Below are 18,989 nucleotides of genomic sequence, written 5' to 3' on the forward strand. Positions count from 1 at the left end.
TAGAATTTAAATTAGAAATTATTTAATGCACTACACATATAAAAGCTCTTTATTTAGTGCATTACTAAAACTACAAACATTTGATGGTTTAGAAAATACCCAGCATTGGGCATTTTTTCAGAAGCTTTTATCACAAGAACCCTTAAATTAATCGTTTAATAACATTTAATAGAATTAATTAAATTAAGGTCTATTTTAAAGTTCAATTACATCAACTTTTAGGCAAATTCACATTAAAAACAGTCCCCTTATTAATTGCACTGCTTATCTCTATTTCACCATTATTCAATTTCAGAAGATGAATACAAAATGTCAGCCCTATCCCTTTCCCTTTTTCACCTTTTGTGCCAGTGGTCTTAAATGATACTTCTTGATTCATTATATTATCAATCTGCTCTTCTGACATTCCTCTTCCCTGATCTGAAACTTTAACTTTAATACCCTTTTCACTTTCATTTGCTTCAATTTTTATTGTAGTATTCTCAGGAGAATATTTAACGCAATTATGAAGGACATTTCTAAAGATAATTTTAAAATGATTTGGATCAATAAAGGCTGTATTTGTATCAAGTTTTTTTATTACACTTATGTTTTTTTTCGTTAAGTCGTACTTTAACTGATTCAGTAAATTATTTAATTCAAAATTCAGATTTATACTTTCAGGCTTACACTTTAAACCTTTTAATTGATTCAAAGACCAATACAAGAGATCGTCTATTGTATTTCTAATTGGAATAATTTGTACTTTAATATTTTCTGAATGCTCTACTAACTCATCGTGAGTGATGTATCCTTTCAAAAAAGCATCTAACAGAGCCTCGAAATTGTTAATTGGCCCTCTAACATCGTGGGCTATAATATTAATCAGCCTGTTTTTATCTTCATTAGCCTTATTTAGTTTGATAATTATAGACTCAAGAAGCCTCTTTAATAAAATCATTACTATATAAGAAATGATAATTACAGCAATAGAATTCACCAGTAGCAATAATGGAGGGCTATTATAGCTATCTGGGAGTAAAGTAGCTTTAAGGTATTTGAAATAGATAAAACAAAGAATGGTAACGGATGTGAAGATTTTTTCTGATTTCCCATCGAGAAGAAATACACCAACTACCATAATTAAAAAGAAAAAATTCTCAGTATCAGTAAATCTAAGATCTCTATAGGCAAAATGAACCGCAATAAACACCATTGGTAAGATTGTAAAAAGCATTAAATAAATGGCTTTCCTACTTTTCTGAATCCTGCAAAGGTGAATTACAATAAAACTGACAGATATAATTATAATATTTACAATTGCAACATCATAGACTTTGTATAACATACAAAATATGCATAGAAAGGTGCTAAGACCTATTAGGATAAGAGAAATCCAAATAGTAGCAACTGCTCTTGTTTTTACAAACCGGTTTTCAATCCCGTAAATACTTTGCCTGATAATTTTAGACAGCATGCTATTTAGATTAAATGGCTCAATAGGAATATAGCAATTAAAATTCGCTTTTCCTTTCTACAATCGGCATTTGTATTGCCTTTAAGGCTCATTTGTAAACACTTTCTTTGAAAATTCCCTTTAGCCGATTTATCTCATAATTAAACCGGAAGTATTCAATAATGTTTTTTCTTCTTAAGTGTTACTTTCTTTAGATATCTGCATTATTTCTAATAGAGATTGCCATTAATTCAATCAAAAATTAAATCTTTAAATTGATTACTTTATGAAAATTCTTATCAACACTTTACTTCTATTTATTACTTCAATTATTATGTTTTCATGTTCAGAAAGTGAAGAAATTGCAAATTCCTTAGAAAACACCCTTTCAAATCCCCTAGAAAATACCGTATGGTATGAAAACAGGTATTTTTCAGAAAATTGTAGCGATGAAAGTAACGAATTTGAATATAGCTATGCATGTACAGATTCATATTGTATGGAGATCAGATTCACTAAAGACAGCATGTTTATTGAGGAATTAAGAACTGGGGACTTACTTGAAAAGCATCCTTATTCTTATGAAAATGGTGTTTTGCAGTTTAGCCAAGCCACTAAAAAAGTAGTTTTTAGAGGTGGAAATATGCTTTGGGATAGAACAAGACCTGATGAGGATTGTAATATATATTTTGAATTTGTGCCAGCGAATTAAATTTTCATTTTACTTTATTAGTTGTGTAAATTAAAATCTGAAAAACATACCTAATTACAATAATTAAACTAATGACTAGTCCTAAAATAGTGTCAATCTATTTTAGGACTAGTCACATTTAAGAGACACTTATTATATATCTTTTCTTGATTCGCCATTGACCAGATTTTTCGAATAAATACAAAACTCTTGCCCCACATTCTCCTTCACAAGTAAAATCAGCATATAAAACAGCCTTATTTCCTCTATCATTTATTATCAGCTCTGATATTTGCAAAAAATAAAAGTCTTCACTCTCAGTATAGTGATCTACAAACTCAATATCATTTCGGGTTAATAGTAAATATAATTGTAAAGCTTTTCGGCTTTTAGCATTCGAAAGTTCTGTGAAAATATTTAAAAAGTCATCTTCGAAATTATCATCTGTTAATTTCTTTCTGATGTTTTCAATATCATCTTGAGGAACACCAATAGTAAGTGAGTCTATAAATATTATACCCGGCTTATGTTCTTCAAGTATATAAACTCTATTTTCAAGTGTTGAATCAGCATCTGGCGGATAGATATAATCCGGGACATTAATATTGTTATTGATATCATTATTTTCAACCAATGTTGAATCAATTACCAGGGTAAGAATAGATTGAAAATCATTATCTGAAACAGGATTTCGAGGCGTCTTTGAACCACACCCTGTTATTAATAATAACGAAAGTAATATAATAATGTATTTATTAAAGAGCTCATTCATATTAACTTACAAAGTTATCATTGTGTACCTCCACTGGCGCGCGTTGCGCAGCAAAACGCGTGACTACTTTAACAACTTTACATCAATTAAACCCTTCTTATCCCCAAAATAATCTCTCGCCGAACTATACCAGTACTTTTCTGGTTCATCTACAATTTCAGAATCAACCGGATTATTATGTATATAATCAAGCTTTTGCTCCATTATTAAATTACTATCCAATTCTATTGGGTGATTTCCATCTATCCAAATCTTATTTGAGGTAATTCTTTTTAATTTACTTCCGGCTTTTTCAAAAGCTCTTAATAACCATTCACTACGACTCTCATTAATTCTACCAATTTCGGTTATGATCCTCTTATTACTAAGTTTTTTAAAATCCCGCATAATTGCTGCTAAACTACTGTCTTTATTGCCAGAACTTATAATCATATGGATATGACTTGGCATTATACAATAAGCATGAATATTTAAACCTCTTTTTCTCTGATAATATTCTAAAGTATCAAGTATTATATGTTTATACTCTTTTCGGGTAAAAAGATCAATCCAAAAGACAACTGTACATGTAACAAAATAGATCCCTTCTGGATTATTGAATTTATACTTTTCAGACATGATTTCGGTTGATTCATAGTTGATTTTGGAAAGATATATAAGATTAATTATTCTTACAAAGTATAAAGTAGATACTTATATCGGCACGCGTTATGCCGAAAAAGCAACGCGCGCCAGTGGGAGACTTATCAATCATCAATAGTGGTATCAAAGTGATCCTTAAATTTTAATTGAAAAGAATCACTTTTTAAAATCGGTATTATCATTTCATTTTTCTTATAATAAATAGTGTCAATATTACTTAACTTTATATATCCTTTTGCTAATGTTTCTTCGCCAATATTCTTTAACAAAGTATCATTTAAAAAAACTGTATAATATGCATAATAATCCGATTTTGGATTTGCACATTGTGTTGTTGAAGATCTAAAGTCAGTAAGTTGAATTTTTCTTTCGTTACTAATTTTAATATATAATTCTGAATCAGTATTTAAATCATTACTATTATAAACGGATTGTGATTTGATACAAAAAGTATCGCTACTTCTATTCTTTATTTGAAAATCAAAATAAACTGTAGGATTTACTAATTTACCTTTATTCTCATTTAAAGAATCTACCATATAGATAGTTGATCTTATTCCATTCCATAAAACATCAACATCATTTAATTTATCCTCCATAGAGTTTGAATTATTTTCAGTATTACAACTAAAAATAATTATTAAAAGTATTATGTTGTTTTTGTAATTCATTAATTACCAATATTTAAATAATAATTAAATAATTCGATATAATCTCGCTTAAAGTTAGGAGTAGTATTCTCCCAGGTAGAGTGATTCATTTGATAAATATATGCCCCAGAATGAGGTTTGCCACCTATACCAAAATTCAAAACTCCATGACCTATAAATTCATGTGCGCCAAGAGCATTCATAACATTAGATACAGTACCTAAATCGTTATTTCTTCTTCCCCGCCAAGCAACAGTTATTTTAATAACATCATTTTCTGCTTTACCTGAAAATCTGGTTTTTCCATAAATAGCTGCATTTGCTGTCCCATTAGCTATTTCAGGGTTATTATAATTTTCAGAGGTATTATTTTCATTATATATTGAAACTTTACCATTATATAATTTACTCATATCAACTCCTTGTGTCTGCGACAATATATGTGTAAATATTTTTGAAGCTACTGAAGATTTTAAACCTGCATCATTAATCCCTACACTTCTATCATCTAAATCATTTTGAAGTGCTAAATTTGTTTGAGTTCTATCATTTAGCGTTTCTTCTCCAAGAATAAATTTAATTTCATTAAAATCTGATTGTTTTAAGATTTTAATGTTATCTGATGTCTTGTTATCTTCATACAAGAAGTCCCCATTTTCATTATAATATCTATCAAGTGCTCCATCTGGATCTATTCTAACAACCGGATTGTTTTGAACAAAATTATAAGGAGAAAGCCATTCCCTTTTCTCTGCCATTGGATCAACACCCAAAAACATGCCTATCTTCGCATCATAATACCTAACCCCATAGTAATACAACCCTGTTTCTTCGTCTAATTCTTTACCATTGAACAAATATGGAGTACGGTTTGTGTTGCTGTGTTCTTCTACGCCCACCCTGCTACCTGGCTGCTCGCTAAAATGGTTTACCAGACCATTTTTAAACGCTCACCCCCTCCGAAGGCCATATATTGCTCACTGTTGTGATTATCTTTTAAGGAGTTCGCGAACCTCGTTCCTCGGTTTCAAAATGCTGGTATACTTCTCCACTGGCATCGGTGATGTAGCTCCTGCCCTGCAGCCTGGCACCTCACTAAAAATCTTCACAGGAGATTTTCTAAACGTTCGGTCCTCCAATGATCCGGGTGGTAGTAGTACTGGAATGGTTCTGATGCTGATCCACCATTTCCTCCTTTGCCGTTAAGCTGCCCTGGAGGTATTTTACCGCTCTTACCGGCTATTAAGATCTCTCAGTTTTCTCCTAAGAATTTCAGGTTCTTAACAATGCCGTCCCAAATCTTACCACTTTTTGTACTGTAGTTTACTTTATCTCCACCAGCAGCTCGTTTGTCGATGGTGTCATCATAACCACCGCCTAGCTTACTTACTATTCGTTGGCTTTCGATATAATAGTGCTTGGTATAACTTCCGCTTCTGATATAATAAATAAAGAACATTTGTGTTTACCAGCCCTGCAACCTGGCCCCTCACTAAAATGGTCTGCAAGACCATTTTTTACGTTCGGTCCTCCATATTTCCTGAACCTGACCTATGGCTACCGTCTTTGTAAACTGCCTGTCCCTGGCTTTTACCTTTTAATACTCTGGTTCCGGATGCATCATACACATAGTGATGGATTGCTCCGTTATCCATGATCGAGCGGATTCTGTTTTCTTCGTCCCAAACAATGTTTCTACGTTGTCCACTGACATCGTGGGTCCAGCCTGTCAGGTTTCCGTTCAGGTCGTACTGGTATGACTTGTCACCAATGTGTACCGGAGCATTTGGTTGTTCTTTACCATATTCGTAGGTCATATCGTAGGAAGTTCGTTTTTGAGTTACCCAGTTATTCCCTTCACCACCGCTGCGCTCGTGGGTCTGGTTTTTTCTTAAGATTCCACCAACGGTATTGTATTCCATTTCCAGGTTGTATCGATGCTTTTCATTGCTTCCGGTATAGTTACCTTCCGCTGATACTAAACGATACAGATCATCATATTCGTATGAGTATGTGGATGAACCACCCATCAGGTCATTTGATGGAACTGCCGCTCTGTTTGTCAGGCTCAATATGTTGTTTACTTTATCGTATTCATACACATTATCCATCATGTCGCGACCCTGGCTGGTCTTGGCATTCATGTTTTTAAGTCTTCTGCGGTCTTCTTCGTAAGAATAGGTAGTCTTAGTTCCATAACCATATTCTAAGAACACTCGCTGACCGAATTTATCATACCCCAGTTGCTCCACGTAGTTAAACTTGTACCCTTGCTTCTTCCCTTTCATGCTGCGAAGTAAACCACCGGCATTGTAGGTGTATTCTACTTTCTCACCGTCAGGGTAAGTCATTGACATTAACCTGTTCCAAGTATCATACTCCCACTCTGTCACATAAGTTTGCTCGGTATGACCAGGAATGATCACAGTACGAATATTCTTGATCACCTCTCCTAGTGGACCGTAGAAGAATTCTTGTGCTCCGGAAGCATCTTCCTGAAGGACTACCCTACCCGCACGGTTATTATCAGCACCAGCTTCACCAAAGGTGTAGGTCACATTGTTTTCCGGATTTTCCGGATAAATGATCTTTTCTAATCGATTGTAGTCGTATTCATAAGTTACTGCTCCACCAGATTCTCTTAGGTTAGCGGTTACTGTTTCTCTTAAGTTGCTTGCAATGTCATAGCTGAACGTAGTCAGTCCGGCATCCGGATGATCTCGGCTGATTCGACGACCAAACCAGTCGTATTCATACAATGTTTTATTTTCACGATCATCCATTGAGGCGATCTTCTCATTCATTGCATTATACTCAAAGCTCGTCCAGACACTTCCTTCACTGGTTACATTTTTAACAGCCGTGACACGCTCTCTGATATCGGTATATTGAGCAGTTCGAATACCATTTGGATCAATTGTTATGGTTTCAAACATTTTTCTTCCCTGGCGGTCTTCACCAAACCCATATTTCATTTCGGTTTTAGCTCCATCTGGAAGATATGATTTCACAGCTCTACCTAGTACGTCTTATTTTTAATTCAATTGATTCACTACAAATTTTAATGTATTTTTCAGCATCAAACTTTTCAAACCTATTAAAACATGAAAAATTTACTCTATACCGGAGCACTTATTTTTCTTTTCTCATGTGGTTCTCAATCTGACAACCAGGAGAAAGAAGAAGATTCCGCAGAAATGAATACAGTTAACCCAATTCAAGAGAAGGTGGATGAATTTGCTGAGTTCACTCTCAATACGGACCTGTCTGTACTAAGCGACAATGAAAAAAAGATGCTTCCACTTTTAATCGAAGCATCCCAAATTATGGATAAGCTCTTCTGGAAGGAAGCTTATGGCGATAAAGATGAATTGATGGCAAGTCTGAATGACGCTGAAAAAGCTTTTGCAAAAATCAATTATGGACCATGGGAACGCCTGAATGATGATAAACCTTTTGTAGAAGGTGTAGGCCCTAAGCCAGCTGGAGCTCAATTCTATCCAACTGATATGACAAAAGAAGAATTCGAACAATGGGATGAACCAAACAAGAAGGATCAATACTCATTTGTAAGAAGAAATGAAGATGGTGGACTTTATTTAGAGCCTTACCATGTTGCGTTTAAAGAAGAAGTAACTAAAGCAGCTGACTTATTAAGGCAAGCTGCTGAATTATGTGAGGAAGAAGGCCTTAAAAAATACCTTACTCTAAGAGCTGATGCCCTTTTATCTGATGATTACCTAGCATCAGACATGGCCTGGATGGACATGAAGAATAATACCATCGATGTAGTTATCGGTCCGATAGAAAATTATGAGGATAAATTATATAACTATCGTTCTGCGCATGAAGCCTATGTTTTGATTAAAGACAAAACATGGAGTGAAAGATTAGAAAAGTTCGCGTCATTTTTGCCAGAGTTACAGCAGGGATTACCTGTTGCTGATGCCTACAAGAAAGAAATGCCGGGTACTTCATCACAGCTAAATGCTTATGATGTTATTTACTATGCCGGTGACTGTAACTCAGGTAGCAAGACTATCGCAATTAACTTGCCTAATGATGAGCGTGTTCAATTAGAAAAAGGCTCAAGACGTTTACAGCTTAAAAATGCAATGCAGGCTAAATTCGATAAAATATTAGTGCCAATTTCAGAAGAGCTGGTCAGTGAAGATCAAAGAAAGCATATTACCTTTGATGCATTTTTTGCAAATACAATGTTTCATGAAGTTGCTCATGGCCTTGGTATTAAGAATACTATAAATGGAAAAGGTACTGTTAGATCAGCACTAAAAGAAAAAGGATCAGCTCTGGAAGAAGGAAAAGCTGATATTCTTGGATTATACATGGTTACCAAATTACATGACAAAGGTGAAATTGAAGGAGAGTTAATGGATTACTATGTAACCTTTATGGCTGGGATATTCAGATCCGTTAGATTTGGGGCTTCAAGTGCACATGGTCAGGCTAATATGATCAGATTTAACTACTTCCAGGAAATGGATGCATTTAGCTATGATGAAACAACCGGACGATATTCGGTTAACTTCGATAATTTCCAAAATGCAATGAATTCACTTTCAGAAAAGATTCTAACGTTACAAGGCGATGGAGATTACGATGGAGTAAGTAAATTATTTGAAGAAAAAGGAAGTGTGGGACCAGAACTACAAAAATCATTAGACAAAGTATCTGAAGCAGGAATACCAGTTGATATTGTATTCAACCAGGGTACGGAAGTTTTAGGTTTATAAAATTTTGTGTTAATATATGGAAAGCCGGCATAGTGATTTATGCTGGCTTTTTCTATTTCTAAAAATTAATTTAAACTGGCTCAAGCGTCCCGCTTGGGGCCGTAGAGGCTCCACTGGCGCGCGTAGCGAAGCAATACGCGTGACGACAATAACAATCCTACATCAACTACCCCCCGCTGTTTGGAGTATTTCGAAGGACAACTCAAAACTTTTTCAGTAAATGTATAGTCTGTGACTCGATCATTAATAATCAATAATTCATTTAAACTTTTAACCAATATTATGTGATTCTATTGGAAAATAAATCTGAAAATTAGTCCCCTCTCCTTTACTACTACTAATCTTTACTTGCCCATTATTCATTTTTAATAAATGCATACAAAAAGCTAGTCCTACCCCTTTGCCGACTTCACCACCAGTTCCTAATGTATCAAACGACACATCCCGATTTAATATCTTCCCTATTTGGCACGAAGACATCCCCTTTCCAAAATCTAATACAGAAATGGATACTGAATTAATATCTATTTGGCTATTAATATAGATGATTGAATTTTCATGAGAATACTTAATCGAATTATGTATAATATTTCTCATTATTATCTTAAAATGATTTGGGTCAACATAGGCTTTATTACATTCAATTTTTTTAATAATCCTGATATTTTTATCCTTATATGATTGTTCTAATTGACTTAGGATTTGATCAACTTCCCGATCGATATTTACAAGAAATGGGTTACTCTTCAGACCGCCCAATTGATCTAATGACCAGTACAATAATTCATCAACCATAACCTGTACAGGCCCAAGCTTTTTTTTAATATATTTAGAATGATTGATGAACTCTGCATTATTAATATATCCTTTCTCACTAGCATTTAACACTGTTTCAAAAGTCTTAATTGGCTCCCTAATATCATGAGACAAGATATTAATCAACCTACTTTTATCGTCGTTTTCCTTATTTAGCTTTTCTATTCTTAATGTGAATATCTTATGATTTCTTAGTTTAAAATGGCAACATATAAAAAGGCAGGTTAAAGTAAATAACATCAACGCTAAAGAACTGAGCATCTGTTCACTTACTAAAAATTTTAATACCCCGGGTAAATCAAATCTATAATCTAATAATCCAATTAATAATACAGATGTTATCGGTATGAGTATTACTACCAATAGTGAAATCTTGAATATTTTATCCTTCATTATCTTTTTTCATGATAATGGATACAAAAGTAATCGGAAAATATAAAAAATAAAATATTTTCCATATTTTTATATCATGAAGAAGAGAATACTTGACAAAGCAATTGAGTTATTTACAACATATGGATTTCGGGCCATTTCAATGGGAAAAATAGCCAGAGAATTAGGATGCTCTACTAAAACGTTATATCAACATTATCCTAATAAAACGTTAATCATAAAAAACATGGTTGAACAAGGGATAGAATTAGATAAACTATTCATTGAAAATACTGATAAAGAAGATATCCTATCTATAGAGAAAATTCTAAAATTCAAGGGGTTTATTCATCAAAGACATCTTCAAAACCTATATCCTGGAATGACTGACGATTTAAAGAAATATGAACCGGATATTTATGCGTTGATCGAAACATTTTTTCAGAATACCCTTTCCGTTTGGCTTGTTAAAATAATTGAATCAGGTAAATCAGAAGGTCATTTCAGGGAAAATATCAATTCCAATATTCTTTCAAAATATCTTATTGAATTATCGATGAAATCCTTATCTGCGAAAATTTACAGTCATTATGAATTATTGGCGGGAAAGGCTTATGCAGAGTTAACTGAAAATTTTATATATGGAATTGCTTCTATTAAAGGAGTGAAATTTCTAAATGAGAATTTTAGTAAATATTTTAACACCAAATGAATTAAAATCTCTATTCACTCATCAAGAACAATTTTGTCTCCAGATAACAAATAATTTTATAAACCATGCCAATACGCTACAATAATATGACAGCCAGCATAATGGTTTGTAGTGTCTTTTTCTATTTATAAAATTTAATTTAATCTGGCTCATCTGGCTCAAGCGTCCCGCTTGGGGCCGTAGAGGCTCCACTGGCGCGCGTGACGACAATAACAACCCTACATCAACTACCCCCCGCTGTTTGGAGTATTTCGAAGGACAAATCCAAACTTTTTCAGTAAATGTATAGTCTGTGACTCGATCATTATTAATCAATAATTCATTTAAAATAATCTGTAAACAAAATATAAATAAAGACTCCTGATTTACTCTGGAGGCTTCTAATATTTAAGGTAACATCACTTTGATATGATCGGGATACAATCCCTGCATTCCATGAAAAGTCTGAAGTTACGCTATCGTTAAACTCCATACAGCGGGGTGCCATAATTATTCTTTCAAATGATAACCCCTTTCAAGTCACAGGTAAAAAATTATTTATCACTAAAACCTTCCTATGGACAAGGGTCGAAAAAAGCCATTAATGCAAGTTTAGAAAAACTTTTAAGCAAAATAAGTCAAAGATCAAAATGTACTTTACGGTCATTAAATATTTGATTTAGCAACAATCTCAATCAAATTGTTTCTTGAAAAGCTTTTTTTTAAACAATTGCTGATCACACTAGTTTTAACCTAACAGTTGAGAATATATAGAGAATACTTTCAACTACTTTTTTAATTTAGATTAAAACGAAAGACCATTTTTTAACTAACTTTTATACCTCATGTTATCACACATAGTTTACTTAAGCTCAAGAAAACCGAATTGTACTTCCGAAGAAATTGAAAAAATCCTTCAGTCATGTAATAAAAATAATAAAGACTTTGATCTAACAGGGGTCTTATTATATTCTGACAAGCAATTTGTGCAGTATTTAGAGGGAGATTACAACAACATTATTTCGCTATATGATAAGATCAAGGGCGATACAAGACATGATAAAATATTCATGATTGCCAGTGGACCAATTGAGAACCGAGCATTCCCAAGCTGGCAAATGGGATCTAAAAAGATTGATTTCCAATCCATTGAATTTAATACAAAAATGTCCCGGGAAGAGCAGGAAGATTTTAAAAACATCTTAAATGGCAAAGAAAATAATAATGCTATGTCCCTGGTAAAAAAGTTTTTTAAATAGGCTTATTGGCCTGGTGAGATTGGTTGTCCTGCAATTTGAAGTATTTCGCAGGACAACTTCAAACTTATCATGAAATGGTGAGTCAGTGACTCAGTCATTTTATACCAATTATTGATTTAGTAAAAATCAGTTTACAGAAATATCACTCTTCAGTAATTGTAATCCGGAAGCTTTATATATGGCTTTAAATTTATCTAAATAAAAAAAGGCCTTGTAGTTACACAAGGCCTTTAGTCGGGGTGGCAGGATTGCAACCCTACTCTTAAACCCGTTTATTTTCAATGACTTATAAACTTTTCAAAATACTAACTCACCGAATTACTCACTTATAATTTGATATTATTTGATATATCTAATTTAAATAGATGAGATTGATTATTAAAATTTAAGTTTAATTAAATATATCTTTCAAAAATCAAACTGAACAACAGAATAGCTAGATTTTTATTTTTATTACAACTATTCTCAAAACTGCCAAAAAAATTAATTCTATACTAATCTAATTATTTTAACCAGAAAAACTTTTCAATGATTAGTATTTCACTTGAATATATCACCAATTATACTGTCCAATGAGAGTAAATAAGTGTATTAAAAATCTCAATTAACCAAAATAAAACTTTTGATTTATAAATTACAATTTATCTAAGTGTTGACTTTTATTTCTTTGGTATTTACTGCATCCTAAATCAGAATACTGATTATCAATCACTTAACCAACCAAAGAGTCTTTTAGGAGTAAAAATTTCTACGATATTTCAATTTTAACTTCTGATTTATAAATACAAAAGCAGATTTAATAAAAGTTACCAATATTGTGGTTGCATTTTTATGTTTATTAAGGGTAAAGTCATTCAATTATTGAATGGCTTTTATTTTAACTCAATTGAAGATATGGAAACCACAAAAGAATTTAAGTATGTAGATTATTTATGGGATGACAAAAAAGCATATGCGCTAAAGTCTAATGAAATCGCATTACTACTTTATAGATCTAATATTCTTGGTGCAGATCTGAGAATCACAAATTATGGTGGTGGAAACACCAGTTGTAAAACAATAGAAAAGGATCCATTAACCGGTGAAGAGGTGGAAGTTATGTGGGTAAAAGGGTCTGGAGGAGATATCGGTACACTAACAAGAAGTGGCTTAGCAGGATTATATGTAGATAAGCTACGTTCTCTAAAAAATGTTTATCGTGGTTTAGAGTATGAAGATGAGATGGTTGAACTATTTAATCATTGTATTTACGATTTATCATCAAAGGCTCCATCAATAGATACACCTTTACATGCATTATTACCATACAAGCATATAGATCACCTTCATCCGGATGCTGCCATAGCCATTGCAGCTGCAAAAGATGGTGAAAAAATAATGAAAGAAATTTACGGGGAAGACTTTGCATGGATTCCCTGGCAGCGTCCAGGATTTGACCTTTCTCTTAAACTTGAAGAAGCAATAAATAAAAACCCAAACTTAAAAGGTCTATATCTTGGTGGCCATGGGTTATTTACCTGGGGTGAAACGAGTTATGAATGTTATCTCAATAGCCTGGAAGCTATAGAAAAAGCCAGCGAATATATTAAGTCGAAAGAAGGTAAAGAAAGGCCGGTATTTGGCGGAGAAAAGATTTTATCGATCGAAGAATCAAAGCGAAAAGATCAAGCTTCCAAAATTGCTCCTTTACTAAGAGGATTAGCTTCGGGATATAGAAGAATGATCGGTCATTTTACAGATGACGAGCGTGTATTAGAGTTCGTAAACAGTAATGATCTTGAAAAACTGGCACCTCTGGGAACAAGTTGCCCGGATCATTTTTTAAGGACTAAAATTCGACCATTAGTTCTTACCTTAGACAAAGATACCGACCTAAGTAATTTAGAAATTATAAAGCCTCAGATTGAAGAACAATTCAGAAGCTACAGAGAAATGTATAAGGACTATTACACTAATCACAAACGTGATAATAGTCCTGCAATGAGAGATCCTAATCCGGTAGTAATACTTTGGCCCGGAGTAGGAATGTTCACTTTTGCTAAAAATAAGCAAACAGCCCGTGTAGCGAGTGAATTTTATATTAACGCGATTAATGTAATGCGGGGTGCAGAAGCAATTAGTGAGTATCAGGCTTTACCTACTCAAGAAGCATTTGATATCGAATACTGGCTGCTGGAAGAGGCAAAACTTCAGCGAATGCCAAAAGAAAAACCACTCTCAGCAAAAGTAGCGTTAGTTTCGGGAAGTGCTGGCGGTATTGGGAAAGCGATAGCGGATAAATTAGCTGCTGAAGGAGCCAACGTTGTAATTACAGACATCGATGAACCCAGATTAATCGAAGCAAATAGCACCTTTGCTAAAGATGTTTCAACCTACTCAATTTTAGATGTTACTGATCCTGAAAGTGTGCAGAAAGCATTCGATAAAGCATGTCATGAATTTGGCGGTGTGGATATCGTCGTACATTCTGCAGGGTTGGCAATTTCAAAACCAATTGAAGAAACTACAGAAAAGGATTATGATTTATTGATGAATGTGTTGGCCAAGGGTCAGTTCAATTTGGCACAAAAAGCGGCTGAAGTGTTGAAAATACAAGGTTTAGGAGGTGATCTGATCAATATTGTCAGTAAAAATGCATTAGTATCCGGACCAAATAATGTCGTATATGGGTCAGCTAAAGCAGCACAAACCCATATGACTCGATTACTTGCAGCCGAATTAGGTGCAGCAAAAATCAGAGTCAATACGGTCAATCCTGATGCAGTAATTGAAGGGTCAAAAATTTGGGAAGGAAAATGGGCTGAAGGCCGTGCTAAAGCTTATGGAATTGATGTAAAAGACCTTCCTACTCATTACGCTAAAAGAACAATTTTAAATGAAATAATCTCAACAGAAGATATTGCAAATGGTGTGTTTGCTTTTACTAGTGGTCTGTTAAATAAAACTACTGGTAACATCATTAACGTCGATGGAGGTGTAGCAGCTGCGTTTCCAAGGTAAAAAAAACTCACTAAACCGAGTTTATAACCCAAAAACCTAAATAAATCATGAAAATAACTAGTGATCAAATTAATGATCTGAATAATAAACATGCGTCTCGTTTAAATGAGGAATATGATCAGTTGGCGAACCGACTGGTTAGTAGAAATATTGATTTAAATGATCTGGATGATAAATTATCAACCTTTCAGATTGCTATTCCCAGCTGGGCATTGGGCACCGGAGGAACACGGTTTGGTCGATTTTCAGGTGGTGGTGAACCAGGATCCCTGGAAGAAAAGATTAATGACATTGGCTTGTTACATAAATTAAATAATTCCAGTGGTTTTATTAGTCTTCATATTCCGTGGGATATTCCAGAAAACTATGACCATATTAATCAATTAGCAGCTGATCTTCATTTGAAATTTGATTCTGTTAATTCAAACACTTTCCAGGATCAACCCGACTCAATTCATTCATATAAGTTCGGTTCTTTAGATCATCATGATAATGACACTAGGCAACTGGCTGTTGATCACAATAAAGAGGTAATCGACCATGGTGAACGTCTGGGAGCTAAATCACTTACGGTCTGGCTGGCTGACGGAGCATCTTTCCCGGGACAAAAAAATTTCAGAAAGGCTTTTCAAAATTTATCCCTTTCATTGCAGGAAATATATAATCATCTTCCTGAAGACTGGAAACTATTAATTGAATACAAGCCTTATGAACCTAATTTTTACTCAATGACCATTCCTGATTGGGGAACCTCTCACCTACTGGCTCAACAACTTGGTAAGAAGGCATATTCATTGGTTGATTTAGGTCATCACCTACCCAATACAAATATTGAACAAATCGTTGCAATTTTAATGCATCAGAATAAATTAGGTGGCTTCCATTTCAATGATAGCAAATATGGCGATGATGACTTAACAGTAGGGAGTTTAAAACCCTATCAGTTATTCCTTATTTTCAATGAACTGGTTGAAGGCATTACTAATACAGATAATATCACTCCCGCATGGATGATTGATGCCAGCCATAATTTAAAAGATCCTCTGGAGGATTTGATTCAGTCTGTCGAAGCCATATTAATAGCCTATTGTAGGGCTCTCATTATTGATCAGAATGCATTAGCCTATGCTCAACAAAACAACGACGTAGCTGGCTGCCAGGAAATTCTTCAGGATGCCTTCATGACTGATGTCAGACCTTTAATTGCTAAAAATAGGTTGAATAATCATGCTTCAGTTAATCCATTAGAGGCATACCGAAATCTAAATGTCAGAGAAACTCTGATCAAAGAAAGAGGATCGAAGCAAATCAGTTCAGGCTTATGAGAATGGATGTAACTGCCATATTCGATATTGGGAAAACCAATAAGAAATTCTTCCTTTTTGATGAAAACCATATGGAAATTCATCATGAATACGCACGATTTGATGAGGTTGTAGATGATGATGGTTTTCCATGTGATGATTTGAAGGCGATTGAAAAATGGGTGGAAGAAACATTGAATAAATACCTGCTGAATGAAGATTTTAATATTATAAATCTGAATTTTTCCACTTATGGAGCTTCATTGGTTCACATCGATGAAAATGGCGACCTGGCTTGTCCATTGTACAACTATCTGAAACCGTTTCCGGAAGATTTATTGGAAAAGTTTATTTCTGATTATGGACCTGTTAATGAATTCTGCAAAAATACATCAAGCCCGATGCTTGGTATGTTAAACTCAGGATTGCAACTTTACTGGATAAAACATTGTAAACCAGAATTATATAATAGAATTAAATATTCTTTACACCTTCCTCAATATTTCAGTTATCGATTTACAGGTCAACCAGTATCCGACTTCACCAGTATAGGCTGTCATACATTTTTCTGGGATTATAAAAATAACGATTACCATTCGTGGGTGCAAAAAGAGGGTTTAATGCAAAAAATGGCGCCGACAGTTTCAGCTAACAAAAGTTTTAAACGAACTATAGGTGGACAGGAAGTAAACATTGGCGTCGGAATACATGACAGCTCTTCGGCACTTTTACCTTATATTAAATCAATAGAAAAAGAATTTATACTGATTTCAACCGGTACCTGGAGTATCAGTTTGAATCCTTTCAACAACTCATTATTAACAGAAAAAGAATTGCTCAGAGATTGTCTTCACTACCAATCTATTGAGGGAATCCCGATTAAAGCATCTCGGTTATTTTTAGGTGAGGAGTTTAAACACCAGGTAAAGAAATTACTGGATCGATTTGATAAACCTGCAAATTATCATAAAGAATTACTGTTTGATCCTGACCTCTATTCAAAATTAAATTCCATTAAATCATTTCAATTTGATTATAAATTCATCAAACTAAACCACTATAACTTTAAAAAGGACTCAACTGAAGTAGCTTCAGAATTTGAATCATTTGAGCAGGCATATTATAAACTTGTTGATGAACTGACCGATGTTCAAATCGCTAGTACCAAATTAATCATGACTGACAATATAAAAAGAATTTATGTTGATGGTGGTTTTGGATCAAATGAAATATTTATTCAAATGCTTACTCATAAATTGAAAGGATTCAAGATTTATACAACATCATTTTCTTTAGGAACGGCTTTAGGAGCAAACTTGGTTTTAAGTAATCAACAAGTAAATAAAAAGATATTAAAGAAAAAATATCAGCTTAAAAGACACTACCCTATGGAAAGAAAAGTCAACACTTAATCCATTTACAATATTTGTTATGAATGAATATAATAGAAATTACCCTGATATCCCTGATTTAAGGCTTAGAGCATCTAAGCGAGTACCTAAATTTGCATTTGAATACCTTGATGGAGGTTGTAATCAGGATATAAACCTGAAAAAAAACATGACTGATATTCAGGAAATTGAATTGATGCCAAAGTATATCGCAAATTTTGACTTTCCTGATACTAGTGTTGAATTGTTTGGTCACCGATATGACGCTCCGTTTGGAATTTCTCCAATCGGCCTACAAGGATTAATTTGGCCCAAGGCTCCTGAGATATTGGCTAAATCTGCTTTAGAACATAATGTCCCTTTTATATTAAGTACCGTTTCAACAGCCAGTATTGAAAATATTGCAGAAATCACTGAAGGTAGGTTTTGGTTTCAACTGTATCATCCGAAAGATAATAAACTACGTGATGATCTTCTTGAAAGAGCATGGGAATCCGGATGTAGGGTATTAGTAATTCTGGCAGATGTTCCGACTTTTGGCTATCGTCCAAGAGACATTAGAAATGGTTTGTCATTGCCACCGAAAATGACTCTTAAAAATGTTATGCAGATCGTCACCAAACCGACCTGGGCTCTTAAGACACTTTCTGCGGGTAAGCCTTCTTTTGCCTCTATTAATCCATATATACCAAAAAACTTAAATCTTTCCCAACTGGGTAATTTTATGAATTATACTTTTGATGGGCGATTGACAATGGATAAAATCAAAGAATTACGAGATAAATGGAAAGGGAAACTGGTAATCAAAGGATTAGTTAATGAAGAAGATATTGAAAGTTCGATAAGTATTGGCATCGATGGTGCAATCGTATCAAATCATGGCGGAAGACAACTTGATGCTGGACAATCTTCCATAAAGCCTCTTCAAAAACTTGCTCCTGAGTTTGGAGACAAAATAACATTAATGATAGATAGTGGTTTGCGATCCGGCCCTGATATCGCTCGATGCATTGCAGCCGGAGCTCAGTTTACTTTTATGGGAAGACCCTTTATGTATGGCGTAGGAGCTTTAGGAAATGAAGGTGGAAATCATACGATTGCCATATTAAAAACACAGTTTAAACAAGTAATGGAACAGCTTTGCTGTGAAAATGTAGCAGATCTACCCCAGCATTTGATTCAATAATTAATAATTGGAACTTTAATTTTTTT

General features: G+C 34.0%; 17 protein-coding genes. 8 read left to right on the forward strand and 9 right to left on the reverse strand.

Annotation, left to right across the window (positions count from 1 at the left end):
• Positions 1-211: 211 nt before the first annotated feature.
• Complete coding sequence (locus HH304_RS07980; protein ID WP_169679964.1) at positions 212-1,456, reverse strand: sensor histidine kinase; 1,245 nt, start codon at positions 1,454-1,456, stop codon at positions 212-214.
• A gap of 265 nt (positions 1,457-1,721) precedes the next feature.
• Here HH304_RS07980 and HH304_RS07985 point away from each other — a divergent pair, with 265 nt between their 5' ends.
• Complete coding sequence (locus tag HH304_RS07985; RefSeq protein ID WP_169679966.1) at positions 1,722-2,147, forward strand: hypothetical protein; 426 nt, start codon at positions 1,722-1,724, stop codon at positions 2,145-2,147.
• A 118-nt stretch (positions 2,148-2,265) separates the two neighbouring features.
• Here the strand turns inward: HH304_RS07985 and HH304_RS07990 are convergent, their stop codons facing one another.
• The 6 genes from HH304_RS07990 to HH304_RS08015 form a co-directional block, all read right to left on the reverse strand.
• Entirely contained in the window at positions 2,266-2,898 is a 633-nt protein-coding gene (locus HH304_RS07990; protein ID WP_169679968.1) for a hypothetical protein, read from the reverse strand.
• Positions 2,899-2,961: 63 nt separating this feature from the next.
• Positions 2,962-3,516, reverse strand: coding sequence for an REP-associated tyrosine transposase (locus HH304_RS07995; RefSeq protein ID WP_169679970.1), 555 nt, complete (start codon positions 3,514-3,516; stop codon positions 2,962-2,964).
• A 128-nt stretch (positions 3,517-3,644) separates the two neighbouring features.
• Complete coding sequence (locus tag HH304_RS08000) at positions 3,645-4,139, reverse strand: hypothetical protein (protein ID WP_169679972.1); 495 nt, start codon at positions 4,137-4,139, stop codon at positions 3,645-3,647.
• A 71-nt stretch (positions 4,140-4,210) separates the two neighbouring features.
• Positions 4,211-5,089, reverse strand: a complete 879-nt coding sequence (locus HH304_RS08005) for an RHS repeat-associated core domain-containing protein (RefSeq protein ID WP_333908747.1) — start codon at positions 5,087-5,089, stop codon at positions 4,211-4,213.
• A 353-nt stretch (positions 5,090-5,442) separates the two neighbouring features.
• The gene (locus tag HH304_RS08010; protein WP_169679974.1) at positions 5,443-5,649 is read right to left on the reverse strand and encodes a hypothetical protein; all 207 of its coding nucleotides are present in this window, start codon (positions 5,647-5,649) and stop codon (positions 5,443-5,445) included.
• 58 nt (positions 5,650-5,707) lie between these two features.
• Positions 5,708-7,201: an RHS repeat domain-containing protein gene (locus HH304_RS08015; RefSeq protein WP_169679977.1), complete on the reverse strand. Its 1,494-nt coding sequence runs from the start codon at positions 7,199-7,201 to the stop codon at positions 5,708-5,710.
• 93 nt (positions 7,202-7,294) lie between these two features.
• Here HH304_RS08015 and HH304_RS08020 point away from each other — a divergent pair, with 93 nt between their 5' ends.
• On the forward strand, positions 7,295-8,944 hold the full coding sequence (locus HH304_RS08020; RefSeq protein ID WP_169679979.1) for a dipeptidyl-peptidase 3 family protein: 1,650 nt from the start codon (positions 7,295-7,297) through the stop codon (positions 8,942-8,944).
• A gap of 270 nt (positions 8,945-9,214) precedes the next feature.
• Here the strand turns inward: HH304_RS08020 and HH304_RS08025 are convergent, their stop codons facing one another.
• Positions 9,215-10,153 carry a sensor histidine kinase gene (locus HH304_RS08025; protein ID WP_169679981.1) on the reverse strand — a complete coding sequence of 313 codons (939 nt, stop codon included), beginning with the start codon at positions 10,151-10,153 and terminating at the stop codon, positions 9,215-9,217.
• Between the two features lie 76 nt (positions 10,154-10,229).
• Between HH304_RS08025 and HH304_RS08030 the strand changes: the two genes are divergently transcribed.
• Positions 10,230-10,844, forward strand: a complete 615-nt coding sequence (locus HH304_RS08030; RefSeq protein WP_169679983.1) for a TetR/AcrR family transcriptional regulator — start codon at positions 10,230-10,232, stop codon at positions 10,842-10,844.
• A 319-nt stretch (positions 10,845-11,163) separates the two neighbouring features.
• Here the strand turns inward: HH304_RS08030 and HH304_RS08035 are convergent, their stop codons facing one another.
• Entirely contained in the window at positions 11,164-11,331 is a 168-nt protein-coding gene (locus HH304_RS08035; RefSeq protein WP_169679986.1) for a hypothetical protein, read from the reverse strand.
• A gap of 337 nt (positions 11,332-11,668) precedes the next feature.
• Between HH304_RS08035 and HH304_RS08040 the strand changes: the two genes are divergently transcribed.
• The 5 genes from HH304_RS08040 to HH304_RS08060 all read left to right on the forward strand — a co-directional run bounded on the left by HH304_RS08040 (position 11,669) and on the right by HH304_RS08060 (position 18,963).
• Positions 11,669-12,082 (forward strand): BLUF domain-containing protein, encoded by a 414-nt coding sequence (locus tag HH304_RS08040; RefSeq protein WP_169679988.1) that lies wholly within the window; start codon positions 11,669-11,671, stop codon positions 12,080-12,082.
• A gap of 894 nt (positions 12,083-12,976) precedes the next feature.
• Positions 12,977-15,082, forward strand: coding sequence for a bifunctional aldolase/short-chain dehydrogenase (locus HH304_RS08045; protein ID WP_169679990.1), 2,106 nt, complete (start codon positions 12,977-12,979; stop codon positions 15,080-15,082).
• A gap of 47 nt (positions 15,083-15,129) precedes the next feature.
• A complete protein-coding gene (locus HH304_RS08050) occupies positions 15,130-16,407 on the forward strand; it encodes a TIM barrel protein (protein WP_169679992.1) in 1,278 nt (425 codons plus the stop codon).
• On the forward strand, positions 16,404-17,798 hold the full coding sequence (locus tag HH304_RS08055) for an FGGY-family carbohydrate kinase (protein ID WP_169679994.1): 1,395 nt from the start codon (positions 16,404-16,406) through the stop codon (positions 17,796-17,798). Before HH304_RS08050 ends, HH304_RS08055 begins: the two co-directional genes overlap by 4 nt.
• A gap of 19 nt (positions 17,799-17,817) precedes the next feature.
• A complete protein-coding gene (locus HH304_RS08060; protein ID WP_169679996.1) occupies positions 17,818-18,963 on the forward strand; it encodes an alpha-hydroxy acid oxidase in 1,146 nt (381 codons plus the stop codon).
• Positions 18,964-18,989 lie beyond the last annotated feature (26 nt).

The sequence above is a fragment of the Marinigracilibium pacificum genome (assembly GCF_012926615.1).
Taxonomy (GTDB): domain Bacteria; phylum Bacteroidota; class Bacteroidia; order Cytophagales; family Cyclobacteriaceae; genus Mangrovivirga; species Mangrovivirga pacifica.